16 protein-coding genes are annotated in these 12,363 nt (G+C 37.2%); 3 read left to right on the forward strand and 13 right to left on the reverse strand.

What is annotated here, in order from left to right; genetic code table 11:
• Positions 1-34: 34 nt before the first annotated feature.
• From cyoE to TR08_RS23610, 6 genes are all read right to left on the reverse strand, one after another.
• On the reverse strand, positions 35-955 hold the full coding sequence (gene cyoE / locus TR08_RS23585) for a heme o synthase (protein WP_045522411.1): 921 nt from the start codon (positions 953-955) through the stop codon (positions 35-37).
• A gap of 91 nt (positions 956-1,046) precedes the next feature.
• Positions 1,047-1,808 carry a TPM domain-containing protein gene (locus TR08_RS23590; protein WP_045522413.1) on the reverse strand — a complete coding sequence of 254 codons (762 nt, stop codon included), beginning with the start codon at positions 1,806-1,808 and terminating at the stop codon, positions 1,047-1,049.
• Positions 1,805-2,383 carry a LemA family protein gene (locus tag TR08_RS23595; protein WP_045522415.1) on the reverse strand — a complete coding sequence of 193 codons (579 nt, stop codon included), beginning with the start codon at positions 2,381-2,383 and terminating at the stop codon, positions 1,805-1,807. The genes TR08_RS23590 and TR08_RS23595 overlap by 4 nt, the downstream gene beginning before the upstream one ends.
• Before the next feature lie 90 nt (positions 2,384-2,473).
• Positions 2,474-2,704: a hypothetical protein gene (locus tag TR08_RS23600; RefSeq protein ID WP_081954636.1), complete on the reverse strand. Its 231-nt coding sequence runs from the start codon at positions 2,702-2,704 to the stop codon at positions 2,474-2,476.
• 31 nt (positions 2,705-2,735) lie between these two features.
• Positions 2,736-3,239 carry a hypoxanthine phosphoribosyltransferase gene (gene hpt, locus TR08_RS23605; protein WP_045522535.1) on the reverse strand — a complete coding sequence of 168 codons (504 nt, stop codon included), beginning with the start codon at positions 3,237-3,239 and terminating at the stop codon, positions 2,736-2,738.
• A gap of 209 nt (positions 3,240-3,448) precedes the next feature.
• On the reverse strand, positions 3,449-3,667 hold the full coding sequence (locus TR08_RS23610) for a hypothetical protein (protein ID WP_052427603.1): 219 nt from the start codon (positions 3,665-3,667) through the stop codon (positions 3,449-3,451).
• A 15-nt stretch (positions 3,668-3,682) separates the two neighbouring features.
• Here TR08_RS23610 and TR08_RS23615 point away from each other — a divergent pair, with 15 nt between their 5' ends.
• Positions 3,683-4,174, forward strand: coding sequence for a hypothetical protein (locus tag TR08_RS23615; protein WP_045522416.1), 492 nt, complete (start codon positions 3,683-3,685; stop codon positions 4,172-4,174).
• An 86-nt stretch (positions 4,175-4,260) separates the two neighbouring features.
• The gene (locus TR08_RS23620; RefSeq protein ID WP_045522417.1) at positions 4,261-4,689 is read left to right on the forward strand and encodes a VOC family protein; all 429 of its coding nucleotides are present in this window, start codon (positions 4,261-4,263) and stop codon (positions 4,687-4,689) included.
• 46 nt (positions 4,690-4,735) lie between these two features.
• Here the strand turns inward: TR08_RS23620 and TR08_RS23625 are convergent, their stop codons facing one another.
• The 5 genes from TR08_RS23625 to TR08_RS23645 form a co-directional block, all read right to left on the reverse strand.
• Positions 4,736-5,482, reverse strand: a complete 747-nt coding sequence (locus TR08_RS23625) for an amino acid ABC transporter ATP-binding protein (RefSeq protein ID WP_045522419.1) — start codon at positions 5,480-5,482, stop codon at positions 4,736-4,738.
• Between the two features lie 15 nt (positions 5,483-5,497).
• Positions 5,498-6,157 carry an amino acid ABC transporter permease gene (locus tag TR08_RS23630; protein ID WP_045522421.1) on the reverse strand — a complete coding sequence of 220 codons (660 nt, stop codon included), beginning with the start codon at positions 6,155-6,157 and terminating at the stop codon, positions 5,498-5,500.
• A gap of 65 nt (positions 6,158-6,222) precedes the next feature.
• Positions 6,223-6,996, reverse strand: coding sequence for an amino acid ABC transporter substrate-binding protein (locus TR08_RS23635; RefSeq protein ID WP_193747841.1), 774 nt, complete (start codon positions 6,994-6,996; stop codon positions 6,223-6,225).
• Positions 6,997-7,153: 157 nt separating this feature from the next.
• Positions 7,154-7,687: a GNAT family N-acetyltransferase gene (locus TR08_RS23640; RefSeq protein WP_045522423.1), complete on the reverse strand. Its 534-nt coding sequence runs from the start codon at positions 7,685-7,687 to the stop codon at positions 7,154-7,156.
• 30 nt (positions 7,688-7,717) lie between these two features.
• The gene (locus TR08_RS23645; RefSeq protein ID WP_045522425.1) at positions 7,718-8,962 is read right to left on the reverse strand and encodes an MDR family MFS transporter; all 1,245 of its coding nucleotides are present in this window, start codon (positions 8,960-8,962) and stop codon (positions 7,718-7,720) included.
• 98 nt (positions 8,963-9,060) lie between these two features.
• Here TR08_RS23645 and TR08_RS23650 point away from each other — a divergent pair, with 98 nt between their 5' ends.
• Positions 9,061-10,707 (forward strand): ABC transporter substrate-binding protein, encoded by a 1,647-nt coding sequence (locus TR08_RS23650; RefSeq protein WP_045522427.1) that lies wholly within the window; start codon positions 9,061-9,063, stop codon positions 10,705-10,707.
• A 44-nt stretch (positions 10,708-10,751) separates the two neighbouring features.
• On the opposite strand, the gene TR08_RS32785 is transcribed toward TR08_RS23650, so the two are convergent.
• Both TR08_RS32785 and TR08_RS23655 read right to left on the reverse strand, forming a co-directional pair.
• Positions 10,752-10,925 (reverse strand): hypothetical protein, encoded by a 174-nt coding sequence (locus tag TR08_RS32785; RefSeq protein WP_193747835.1) that lies wholly within the window; start codon positions 10,923-10,925, stop codon positions 10,752-10,754.
• Between the two features lie 141 nt (positions 10,926-11,066).
• Entirely contained in the window at positions 11,067-12,341 is a 1,275-nt protein-coding gene (locus TR08_RS23655; RefSeq protein WP_045522429.1) for an L-cysteine desulfidase family protein, read from the reverse strand.
• Positions 12,342-12,363 lie beyond the last annotated feature (22 nt).

Here is a 12,363-nt window from a genome sequence, read left to right on the forward strand (position 1 = left end):
AATTAATGCAGCTCAGAGACAGTGCTCTCTTTTTTTAAAAGATAGTAACAATAACCATCAACAAAAACAGGATTGTTATATAATTTACAGAATACAGAAAAATTACGTGTGCCCACTTTAAATCGTTTTTGGTAAAAAGTCCACTGATACTAACAGCTAACCAGCCCACATTGAAAATAGTGGCAATCACAACAAATGTTGTACCAAGAGGTGCTAAAAAAAACGGAAAAGGCAGTAAACAGGATACATAAACTATAATTTGAACTTTTGTTACTTTAAACCCACGGACCACTGGCAGCATCGCTACTCCTGCAGCCGTATATTCTTTACATTTTTTCATAGCAATCGCGAAAGTATGAGGCATTTGAAAAATAAATAAGATCAGAAATAATATAATGGGAACAATATGCAGACTTGACTCAACTGCTGCCCAACCGATTAACGGAGTAACAGCCCCGGATACACTCCCGATGATCGTATTAAACGTATATCTTCGTTTTGACCATATCGTATACAAAAATACATAAGTAAACCAACCCACGAATCCATAAACTGTAGTTTCGACGGTCGTAAAAAGTAAAAGAATAAACCCAATAATGGTAAAGGCGATCCCCATTGACAAGACCACTTTTAGAGGAATATTTCCTGTTACTGTTGGACGATTTTTAGTCCTTTCCATTACTGTATCTATATCGACATCATACCAGTTATTTAGGATAAGGGCTCCCGCCATAACCATTGTACTTCCGATAATGGTTAGCAGGGCTATTTCCCAGTAATCAACAAATGATTTACCAGTAAAATGTAACGCTAACCACAATCCTGTAAAGACCGGCAAGACATTTGCAAGCAATACACCTGCCTTAAAAAGTGCCTTTAAATCTCTGATTAAGGTTGAAATATTTAATAAAGGTGTTTCCCCTTTTTCACTAGAAGGTATTTCGTTTATACCCATTTATTATACCTCCTAACCATTCCTCTACCTTCATTAAAACATACTTTTACTGCATTTAGCATGATATGTATCACTTTTAGGTTTTAAACACTTACCATCCTCTTCCTGCACCACCGCCTCCTGAAGAACCTCCTCCTCCTCCTCTGGAGCCGCCGCCGCCACCACCGCCTCCGCCTCTTCCACGTGAGATGATGGAAAGTAGAAGATAGGTAAGAGTCCCTCCAAAAAACTTAAAATCAAGAATCACAACAACGACGACAATAATGATCAATAGCCATGAGGGTATCCCTAGCCCTTCGTCACCAGTAGAAGGTTGAGCTTGCTTATCAGTGGTCGGCAGCCCTCCCGCTTTTCCATATTCGGCTAATACCTCATTTGCCAGTGCCTTGTAGGTTTCTATTATTGCTTTGTTGTGCTGATTATTTTGAAGGTATGGAATGGCATGTTCATCAAGAATGCGCCCTGCTTTTCCATCAGGGATTCTTCCTTCTAGTCCATAGCCTACTTCGATTCTAATTAAACGTTCAGTAACGGCAATAACTAACAATACTCCATTGTTTTCTTTTTCATTTCCAATACCATATTGCCTGAAGGCTTCATTCGCGTATTCCTCAATCGTGTTTTCGCCAATGGTATCCACCGTTAAGACAGAAATTTGTGCGGTTGTTTGGTCTTCAATCTTTCTTCCTAAACTTCTTATTTCCGCTATTTCATCCGGAGTTAATACCTTAGCAAAATCTTGTACATAAATATCGCCAATGGGAGCTGGCATTTGGATATCCTCAGCAAATGCTCCACCTTGAAAAAGGAAAAAAAGGAAAAAAAGAAGGCTGAAGACCGCTTTCGGTTTCATTCGCCATTGTCTCCAAAGTCAACCTCTGGGGCTTCTGAGGCTTTAGGATCAGCTGTGAAATATTCCTTTTCGTCAAAACCAGTTATTCCTGCAATGATGGCACCAGGAAATTGCTTTACCCTTTTGTTATAAACAGCAACCTGATCATTGTAATCCTTCCGTGCTACAGAAATTCTATTTTCAGTTCCAGACAGCTCATCCATTAATTGTGTAAACTGCAGGTCGGCTTTAAGATTTGGATAATTCTCAACTACAACAAGTAATCTGCTTAAAGCACCCGTTAATTCAGCATTTGCTGTTGCTTCTTCTTCCACTGTGTCAGCTCCTGCTAATCTTGCACGTGCATCAGATATCGAGGCAATCACTTCTTTTTCATGTGACGCATATCCTTTAACGGTATTGACAAGGTTTGGTATTAAATCCAGTCTTCGTTGAAGCTGATTTTCAATCTGTGCATAAGATTGGTCTACATTCTCTTCTAGGTTAACAAAATTGTTATAGCTCGACATTAACATAACCCCAAGTAAAACTATAACCGCAATAATAATTCCTATCACCATATATCCTTTTTTCATTTTGACACACTCCTTTCTTATAGTATGTATCACTTCCTATACGAAATATGAAAAGCTGTGCGGATTGATTGAATCCACACAGCTACGGAGTTACTTCTCTTTACTTTCATTCAATTCATCTATGAGCTGTTTTGTCCTTTTTGCATTTCCTTCTGCAAAGTTTGCAAGTCGATCTTTTAGTTCATCATCATCGTGAATCCGCTCGGCTGTGATCAAATAAGTCCTCATAAGATCTTCTTCTACTTCAATCGAATGCTCAAGAATTTCTTCAAGGTTATTTTTTTCTTCTTCATTCTTCCCTTTAAAAATATTTGCAGACAAAGTATAAAACCTCCTCTAAGTTTGGGAAAAACTAATACTCTTCCACGGTCGCAATATAAGGTAAATTCCTATACCTTTGTGCGTAGTCGATTCCATAACCAACTATGAATTCATCTGGGATCACAAAGCCAACATAATCCACTGGTAATTCAACTCTTCTTCTTTCAGGCTTGTCTAGGAGTGTGCAAATTTTAATCTGTTTCGGTTTATGCATATTCAAATGGTCTCTCAAAAAATGCAGAGTCAATCCGCTGTCTATGATATCTTCAACCACAACAACATTTTTATTCGTGATATCCTCATCAAGATCCTTTAATAGCTTCACTTTTCCAGATGATTCTGTTTGATCGCTGTAGCTAGAAACTGAAATGAAATCAACGTTAATATCTCCTTTCATCTCACGTATCAAGTCTGCTGCGAACACAAACGATCCTTTGAGCACAACGATTAACATAATTGCCTCATTGTTAAAATCTCTTTCGATTTCCTCTGCTAATTCTTTCACTCTTTGTTTAATTTTTGTTTCTGAAATCATCGTATCTTTCAATCTATAGGGCACTAATCATACCTTCTTTCTAAAAAATCCTAACTAGACTCCATTATTATTCCAAAAAATAATACTGAATACAAATTTTTAAGATAATCAGTTGATTTGTGTAACTAAACACTTTGTCTTTTTTCCGATACTGCCTCACTTACCATCTTGTACATACATTTTACTCCAGCTTCTGAAGCTTCAAAGCTTTAAGCATTTTCACTATCGATTCCAAGATTGTCCGCTTCTTTTTGTGCATCGATATTTGCACCTAAGAAAATGAATTCCCAACTATATTTCTCTTGCTGGTGTTTAATCAACTCTTTCACTTTTTTATAGGTAAATTCACGGCTGGCATTTTCAAAGCCATCTGTTGTGATGACAAAAATAACCTTCCCTCCATTATTTGGTCGCTTGCTAAGCGACATTTTTGGAGGTAGATTATGCTTGAAAAAGAGATATTAATAGAATTACAGGAATATGTAAAAAACCATTTAAGCAATCTAGTCTTTCAAACATTTGAATCCCACAGCTATCAAAAATCCGAAGAAATCCAAAATAACGAAATCGAGAACTTTATTAAAATTAAACGGCAGCCTGCCTTTAACCAGAGGTTGTTTCGCTTTATAGATAAAAAAGGTGCCAGTGACTCTAATATTTACAAACGGGCGGGAATGGACCGCAGGCATTTTTCAAAAATTCGATCAAACTCTGATTACAGACCAAGTAAGAATACCGTAATCGCTCTGGCTTTAGCTCTTGAACTAAATAAAAAAGAAACTGATAAACTCTTAAGTTCTGCCGGTTACTCTTTGTCAGATAGTGATACCTTTGATTTAGTCATTCAGTTCTGTCTTGAGAAAAAAATATATGATTTTTACCATGTCAATCAGGCTTTGGACTATTTCAGTTTAAAACCTTTAATATTTTTATAATAAAAATAGCAGGAAAATATAGTCTAATATAGAATTAATCGGATAGAATAGAATTTGTACATATCCACTAAAGAGGAGTGAAGAGAATGTCAGTAGATGTTTATCTTAATTTTAATGGTAACACCCGTGAAGCAGTAGATTTTTACGCAAAGGTTTTTAAAACAGAAGCACCCAATATCATGACCTTTGGGGAATCACCGCAACATCCAGATTATCCACTTCCAGAAGAAGCTAAAAATTTAGTTATGCACACACGCCTTAACATCGATGGAAGCAATGTCATGTTCTCTGATACTTTTCCTGGAATGCCTTTTATAGAAGGCAACAACGTAACGCTTGCTTTAGTAAGTAAAAATATGGATGATTTAAAATCTTGGTTTGAGCAATTAAAAGATGGCGGCACTGTCGGTATGGAACTACAAGAAACCTTCTGGAGCAAACTTTACGGTCAAGTAACTGATAAATTCGGAATTCATTGGCAGCTCAACTATGACAATGGTGAAATGGCGATGTAATTTAATAAAAAAGGGATACAGTATTTTTGACTGTATCCCTTTTCTATTACTTTAAACTGCGGTTTAGAAAAGCTTTTGTACGTTCATTCTTAGGGTTGGTAAACACTTCCGTAGGATTACCAGTTTCTATTATTTCCCCGTTATCCATGAAAATAACTCGATTTGCAACCTCTTTAGCAAATCCCATTTCATGAGTAACCACAATCATCGTCATCTGCTCTTCAGCAAGAGCCTTCATAACCTGCAGAACTTCTCCCGTTAATTCTGGGTCCAATGCTGATGTAGGCTCATCAAACAAAAGAATCTCTGGATTCATCATCAGTGCTCTCGCAATGGCTACTCTTTGTTTTTGACCACCTGACAAATTGGCTGGGTAGAAATGAGCCCGATCACTGAGCCCAATTTTCTTTAAAAGCTCCGTACTCCGTTTTTGAATTACCTCAGTAGGCTCTTTTTTTACTAATTTGGGCGGCAGCTCTAAATTTTCCTTAACGGTCAGGTGCGGGAATAGATTAAAATGCTGGAAAACCATACCCATTTTAGATGTAATTCTTTTGATTTCTTGTGGTTTCGTGTAGATTCCATCCTTAACAAGTTGATCATCTGATATTGTAATACTTCCTGCATTTATTTCCTCTAGATAGACTAAGCTTCGGAGCATCGTGCTTTTCCCCGATCCAGAAGGGCCAATCACGGCTACAACATCATTTTTATTAACATCAAAAGTTATCTGTTTTAGTACATCCAAATCGCCAAACGATTTTTTCAGGTTGGATACTTCTATGATAGCCACATTTACCAATCCCTCTTATTCAAATTTGTATCTTCGTTCAATTCCTTTAAAAATAAAAGTTAACAGGAGCGTCATTATGAGATAAATCAAACCAGCTACGAAAAATGGGATAATCGTAAAGTCACGGTTCACAGCGGTTTGAGCGTAGTGCAGCAACTCTGGCACTGCAACCGCATAGAGCAGCGCTGTATCTTTAACAAGTGTCACCGATTCATTTGCAATAGCTGGGAGTGTGACCCGAAACATTTGCGGTAAAATAATCCTTGTTGTTGTCTGCCACTTGCTTAAACCAAGAACCTGAGACGCCTCATATTGTCCTTTATCAATTGCCAAAAGACCACCGCGGAAAATTTCAGCAAAGTATGCAGCATAGTTTAATACAAACCCCAAACATGCTGCCACGAATCTATCAAATACTAAATATTCCCCTACCACAGGAAGCATCGGAAGTCCGAAGCATATTAACAACAATTGTAGTAATAGAGGAGTACCCCTCATAACGTAAATATAGCCCTGAGCAAGTAATGATAAAGGCTTTAAGCTGCTTTTAACAGCAAGTGTCAGCAGGAAACCAAGTGGTACAGAGACGATAATCGCAATAAAAAACAATAGAATCGTCATCTGTGCCCCTTCAAGCATAGGCACAAGTATTGATGTGAAATATTCAAATGACATGGTAACTCCTCCAAAAACAAAACAGGGTTCCCTTTAGGAAATCCTGTTTTGCCCTATATTCATTATTACTTTAGTACTTTATCTTCACCAAACCACTTTTTCGAGATATCTGCAGCTGTTCCGTCTTCATTCATTTCATCCAGTGACTTTTGGAGCTTTTCTAGTAATTCCTCGTTTCCTTTTTTAACACCAATACCATATTCTTCAGGAGCAAGCGACTCCTCAAGCACCTTAAATGTTTGTTCCTCTTTAGCCATGTAATAATTGATAACAACTTCATCAATAACCACAGCATCTAAACGACCACTTTTTAAATCTGTTAAAGCCTGTACATTGTCAGCAAACTCAGTTACCGTCTTAACTTTTTCTTTAATAGGTGAAGCGTTTAGGGCGTCAGAAGCTGAAGAAAGTGACTGCAACCCAACCACTTTACCTTCTAAATCAGCTAGTGCTGTAACCTTTGAATCAGAGAGAGTAACAATTACCTGTGCATTTTTTAAATATGGTTTTGTGAAAAGGACTTTTTCTTTCCGCTCATCCGTAATAGTGTATCCGTTCCAAATAAGGTCGATTCGTCCACTGCTAAGCTCAGCTTCTTTTGTTTTCCAGTCAATTGGCTGAAAGGTAACTTCAGTTCCCATTTTTTCTGCTGCCGCTATAGCATAATCAATATCAAATCCAACAATATTATTATCCTCATCGCGGAATCCCATTGGAGCAAATTTATCATCAATACCAATGACAAGCTTATTATCATCTTTTTCTGCTGATTTAGAGCATCCAGTAAAAATCACAAGTACTGCAGCTAAGATAAGAAACATAGTTGCTAATCTTTTCATCATTTGTATGTACCACCTTTTATATAAATTTATTTCACTTTAGTACGTTACCGTATTATCACTCTAGCACATTATAACACTATAATATAATAAAACACAACAACTATAATAAAATAATAAAAAGAGCCGATTCCTTCAAAGAATGGCTCCCATTTTGTTATTGTATCGATATTTTCCAAATCATATGGTCCTGCCCTTTACCCCAATAATCCTTTAGTAAATAATCAGGTTCTCCAAATTTCTTCTTCCATATCTTTTGTGCATTTCCGTAGCCGCTATCAAGACAAAATTCTTCTATCTCCCGGTTATGTAAGGTTCGAACCATTTCGTTTAGAAGCCGATTCCCTACTCCCTGTCTCTGATAGTCTGGAAGTACAAATACAGTTCCTATTTCAACCAGATCCTTCAATACTCCATCTGTACAAACATGAATTAATTCACTAGAGGGTCCGTATTCAATTGTTCCGATAATTTTCTCTTCCTCTAAAGCGATTAAGAAAAACCGCTTCTCCCCATTACTATCAAAGTCACTTTTTAAAAAATTGATCTTACTTTCAATTTCCGTTTCAATATCATTAACCAACTCCTCTAATCCTTCTCTAATAAAGGTATCGGTAATGACAATTCTAAAGAATTCATGTAAATCTCCTATTTCCTCAAACCTTGGTCTTCTTATCTCCACATGGCGCACTCCCAAAAGCCTCCCACTTCTAAAAATGATTCAAGCTGATAGATTCTTTTTATTTTGGATTTTATTTGCTGAAAAAAGTCCACTATAAAGCAGGAAGGTTCCTGCCATTAAGATCATACCGAGATACACTGACATCATGGTTGGTATTAAAAAAGCCCCTAAGATAATCGCTGCACGTGCGATTATATCAGCTCCGCTAAAACTTAAGTTAGAAAAGGCAGAGTAAGAGCCTCGTTTATCCTCCGGCATCATATTCGCTTTTTCAGCATTGGCAATTGGGGAATAGATTAGCTCACCAATCGTTGCTAAACCATTAAATAATACGAGAACATACCAAATATTCGCGGAAGTAACGACTGTATATCCCACACTATATAAAAACAACCCCAGCAGCAACATCTTTCGTTTTGAAAATTTATCGGTTATTTTCGTAACAAAAAACGTAAGTACAACAACCGTAAGCATATTTTCGATATTTAAAAAACTAAGCATTCTAATGCCTGCAACTTCAAAATCCCCTACAAATACAGACTTGAATTCCTCCGCTAATCGTACTCCGATATAACTATTTAGTGAGAATTCGGCAGCAAAAATAAACATTGACCCTGCAACTGCCATGACAAAGGGTTTATCCTGAAACGCGACCTTGTAGTTTTGAAGCAAATCTACAAAAATGTTTTTATGTTTTTTCTCAAGCAGCTTCACACGTGTATCTTGTAACCATATGCCATATGCAATCGGCAAGCTAATAGACACAACGGTTAAAGCAATGAATAGTTCTAATTGATGATTCACATAAAGGAGTCCCCCTAATGCTGCGCCAATTGCCATCGCTAAATTAACAAGCCAGTAATCGAGGGCATACACACTCTTTCGATTTTCTGGTGTGGTCGAATCAATAATCACAGCATGTACAGCAGGACGACCGAGGCTGCTTGTGATCGTAAAAATTACATAACTGATAGCAAATAATACGATCCATTTTTGATCTGGTAATAAACTTACCGTCATAAGAGCAAACATGAGTGCACTAGCTGTTGAAGATAGTATGATTATTTTTTTTCGAGGGAAGCGGTCAGAAATATAGCCGCCGATAAAGTTTATAAAAAAGCTTATAACCACATTGATGACTAAAAAAATCCCTGCCCAAATGGCACCCTTATGTTGAGCAAAGAAGAGAGCCATAAATGGCATAACGGAGCTTCCAATTGCTCGGTTAAAAAACGAAGTTATCAGTCTTACTTTAATATTTTGAGGATATTCCTTCCAAGCCATATAATCAGCACCTTTCCTACTATTTATAGTAAACTAGACGTAACAGTTAAAAAATGACCAATTTTCAAAATAATGTCTACTTTTAAAGGAATGAGAATATGGACCACTATTTATTATCATTATGGAATTCAACTTCTTCTGGGCAAGTCAAAGTACAGCAGCTGGCTGAAATATTAAATCTTAGCTCAAAGCAAACACGCCGTAAACTTAATAAATGGCAAGAAGAGGGATGGCTGACATTTCAGGCGGGCAGAGGAAGAGGAAATGACTCAAAGCTGCACTGGAATAAGGACGTAGAAACAGAGTATGAACAACAATTCATAGCTCAACTAGAAAAATTCTCCATTGAGCAAGTGAGTAAACTTTTATTATATAAATGGTCAGCCGAAACCAAACAGCGCTTAATGACCAGATTTCAATCCAAATTTGGATTTCATCAAGAGGAGCAGGAAAGATTAATTATTCCGCGATTTTACCGTTTCTTAACATATCATCCATTAAAGGCTGCAGATGTACATAGCGCAAATCTGGTTGCAAACATTTATAACAGAGTAGTAGCATTGGAGGAAGATGATACGATAATCCCCGAGCTTGCACATAGCTGGGAAGTAAACGATAAGAAGTTAATCTTATATTTGCGAAAGGATGTAGCTTTTCATGATGGATCCATCCTAAAAGCCGAGGACGTCGTCCAATCTTTTATGCAAATGAAGCAAGATGAAATATATGCTGAACTTTGGAAACCAATTACAAAAATAAGTTCTCCTGCTTCACTCGTAGTTGAGCTTGAGTTTCCAAATGGCTGTACTTATATTTTACCTCTGCTTAGTATGATGCCTGCTAGTATTTACAAAGAATCCAACGGCCAGGTCATTGGAACAGGCAGCTTCTATATGGGGGAAAATTCTGAGGAGAAAACCGTATTACATGCTTTTAAACATTATTATGGGAAGCGTCCGCTATTGGATACGGTTGAATTCATTCAGGTTTCGAGCGAGTTTGGAAATGTTTATTATGGCGCTCATGAATCAAGAGAGGTAGGCACATTCGAAGTCAAAAGTGATTCTGGCTTTGGCATTGTGGTGATGAATCCATATCGCCAAACGGATATTGCAAGAAAAGAAGTTAGAGATTACATTCATATGCTGATAGACGAAAATCGCTCACAAATTTCTACTATAGATTCACGTACTTCAGAAAACAACTCTGGTTGTTTAATAGGTTATTCAATGCCCTATTCGCTGCCAAAAATAGCAAAGCCCTCACTTTTAAAGCCATTACGAATGAAGTACACAGGATATACAAAGGATGTATCAAATTGGTTAAAATCCATCCTTGATCATGCTGGAATTAGTACAAAGTTAGAAGAAGTCTCGTTTCATGATGCCGTGTATTATGATCATTTAAAAGCAGAGGCAGATTTATTTATTCATGGAGAAATTTTCGAGCTGAACCAAAGCTTTTCCTATTTTAATTTTATAAAAAACAACATTTCACCACTGCGTAAATTAACAAAAAGTGATCCTCTTTTACAGGAGTTTATTCAAGCCTATGATGAATTGCCCTTTAAACAATGGATCGAACAGCATTTGAAAATAGAAAAATATTTAATTGAAAATTCTCTTTGTATTCCCCTCTATTACTCAAAACGGCAAATACCATTCTCGATTAATTTAATGAACATCAAAATGAAACATTTCGGTTATGTTGACTTATCGAAACTATGGATGAAGCCCAAATATTAGTACCAAAAGAAGGCCTGACATCTATGTGTCAGGCACTATTCTTATTAATCTTGATATCCAGATAATTGTTCCTGCACTTCGTTTAGGGAATTAATCGCTTGTTGAATCTTGTTTTTGTTATCTGGTTTTTCAGCGTTACTAAGTGCTTGTTGCAATGTATCAACCGTACTTTGTACCGATGACATACTTTGGTCAACGTATTGTTTAGCCTTTGGCATATGTGCACCTCCTTAATTATTTCAGAAATAGTATCTGCACATATTCCAAAAATATTAAGGGTATTCCTTAAAGACACTGTCGTATTCTCCAATAGAAAAGATAGAAGGAAATCACTCAACTTCCCACCCTACGTTCTTAATTCACTTTTCCATCATTAATTTTAAAATTAGTTCGTCTGTGTGCCTTGTTCCTTCATTTCCAAGCCTACAAAAACTTTCAATACTTTTTTCTACATCATCATGGATAAACCCATCAGTAGATTTAATTTCTTGATTGTTGAGTGCCAAAAGTGCTGATTGTACTGCAACATTCGAACAAGTGGATACTTTCATCGCACAGCCAGCCTTGGCACCATCACAAATCATTCCGGAAACATTACCGATGGTGTTTTGAATCGCTGCTTTAATTTGATCCAAATGTCCATCAAGTAAATAAACAATGGCTCCACTTGCTCCCATTCCGGCGGCAGTTACACCGCATAATGCTGAAAGCCGCCCAAATTTTGATTTGATATGAATCGTAATAAGATGGCTCAGTGCAACAGCTCGAATCATTTTTTCCTCTGAAACCTGTAGTTTCTCTGCGACTGCCACAACTGGAAGTGTCACGGCTATTCCTTGATTACCACTTCCTGTGTTCGCCATTACCGGGAGTGTGGAACCTGCCATTCTCGCATCTGATCCAGCGGCAGCTAGAGACATTGCTGCAGTGGCTATATCATCGGATAGAATTCCCTTTTTTACATTTTCCTTAATGGTCTTTCCTACTTTTAATCCATAATCTCCAGAAAGACCTTCTTTGCCAATCACTCTATTTAATTCAATACTCTTTTTTACGAGAGATAAGCTGCTTATATCAACTGTTTGAATCCATTCCACAATTTCATCGATGGTAAGTGATATTAATTCCTCTTCATCTGATTGAATGCCGATATTTTCGCATCCACCTTGAAAAACAACCTTGCCATCAACCTCAATTAACGTAATATTACTATGATTATCCGATATAACCACTCTAGAAGTATGTTGATTGGTTTTTAGGATAACTTCAATATAAAGTCTTTTTGGCGTATTGGCTTGACCTGATGATACTTTACCTTCTTCTATTAGTTTTAACGCAGACTGCTCATCTTCAAAAGTAAGTCCATCCAATACTTCCAGTTGTTTCGCTGGATCTCCCGCTGCAGCTCCAAGTGCCACAGCGAAATCGAGACCACTGGAAGTCATTCCTGGAATCCCAACAGATTTAGCATTTTTTATTATATTTCCACTCGCTTTTAAACGTATCTCTTCTATTTGCCCTTTGGCATAGCTTCTTGCCTTTGCTGCGGCCAATGCAATCGCCACGGGCTCCGTACAGCCAAGTGCAATGACTAATTCTTTTTCGAGAATAGCTTCTATTTTATGCTTCTTCATTATGTTCCCCCCTACTCTTTCT

The organism is Neobacillus niacini, assembly GCF_000759675.1.
GTDB classification, from domain to species: domain Bacteria; phylum Bacillota; class Bacilli; order Bacillales; family Cytobacillaceae; genus Neobacillus; species Neobacillus niacini_A.

Bases quoted from the DNA above. Each gene is read 5' to 3' on its own strand.
- TR08_RS23650 (WP_045522427.1), top strand. From the start codon at position 9,061: ATGGACCACTATTTATTATCATTATGGAATTCAACTTCTTCTGGGCAA.
- TR08_RS23630 (WP_045522421.1), bottom strand. From the start codon at position 6,157: ATGTCATTTGAATATTTCACATCAATACTTGTGCCTATGCTTGAAGGG.
- TR08_RS23620 (WP_045522417.1), top strand. From the start codon at position 4,261: ATGTCAGTAGATGTTTATCTTAATTTTAATGGTAACACCCGTGAAGCA.
- cyoE (WP_045522411.1), bottom strand. From the start codon at position 955: ATGGGTATAAACGAAATACCTTCTAGTGAAAAAGGGGAAACACCTTTA.
- TR08_RS23645 (WP_045522425.1), bottom strand. From the start codon at position 8,962: ATGGCTTGGAAGGAATATCCTCAAAATATTAAAGTAAGACTGATAACT.
- TR08_RS23590 (WP_045522413.1), bottom strand. From the start codon at position 1,808: ATGAAACCGAAAGCGGTCTTCAGCCTTCTTTTTTTCCTTTTTTTCCTT.
- TR08_RS23610 (WP_052427603.1), bottom strand. From the start codon at position 3,667: ATGTCGCTTAGCAAGCGACCAAATAATGGAGGGAAGGTTATTTTTGTC.
- TR08_RS23655 (WP_045522429.1), bottom strand. From the start codon at position 12,341: ATGAAGAAGCATAAAATAGAAGCTATTCTCGAAAAAGAATTAGTCATT.
- TR08_RS23635 (WP_193747841.1), bottom strand. From the start codon at position 6,996: ATGAAAAGATTAGCAACTATGTTTCTTATCTTAGCTGCAGTACTTGTG.
- TR08_RS23595 (WP_045522415.1), bottom strand. From the start codon at position 2,383: ATGAAAAAAGGATATATGGTGATAGGAATTATTATTGCGGTTATAGTT.
- TR08_RS32785 (WP_193747835.1), bottom strand. From the start codon at position 10,925: ATGCCAAAGGCTAAACAATACGTTGACCAAAGTATGTCATCGGTACAA.
- hpt (WP_045522535.1), bottom strand. From the start codon at position 3,239: ATGATTTCAGAAACAAAAATTAAACAAAGAGTGAAAGAATTAGCAGAG.
- TR08_RS23615 (WP_045522416.1), top strand. From the start codon at position 3,683: ATGCTTGAAAAAGAGATATTAATAGAATTACAGGAATATGTAAAAAAC.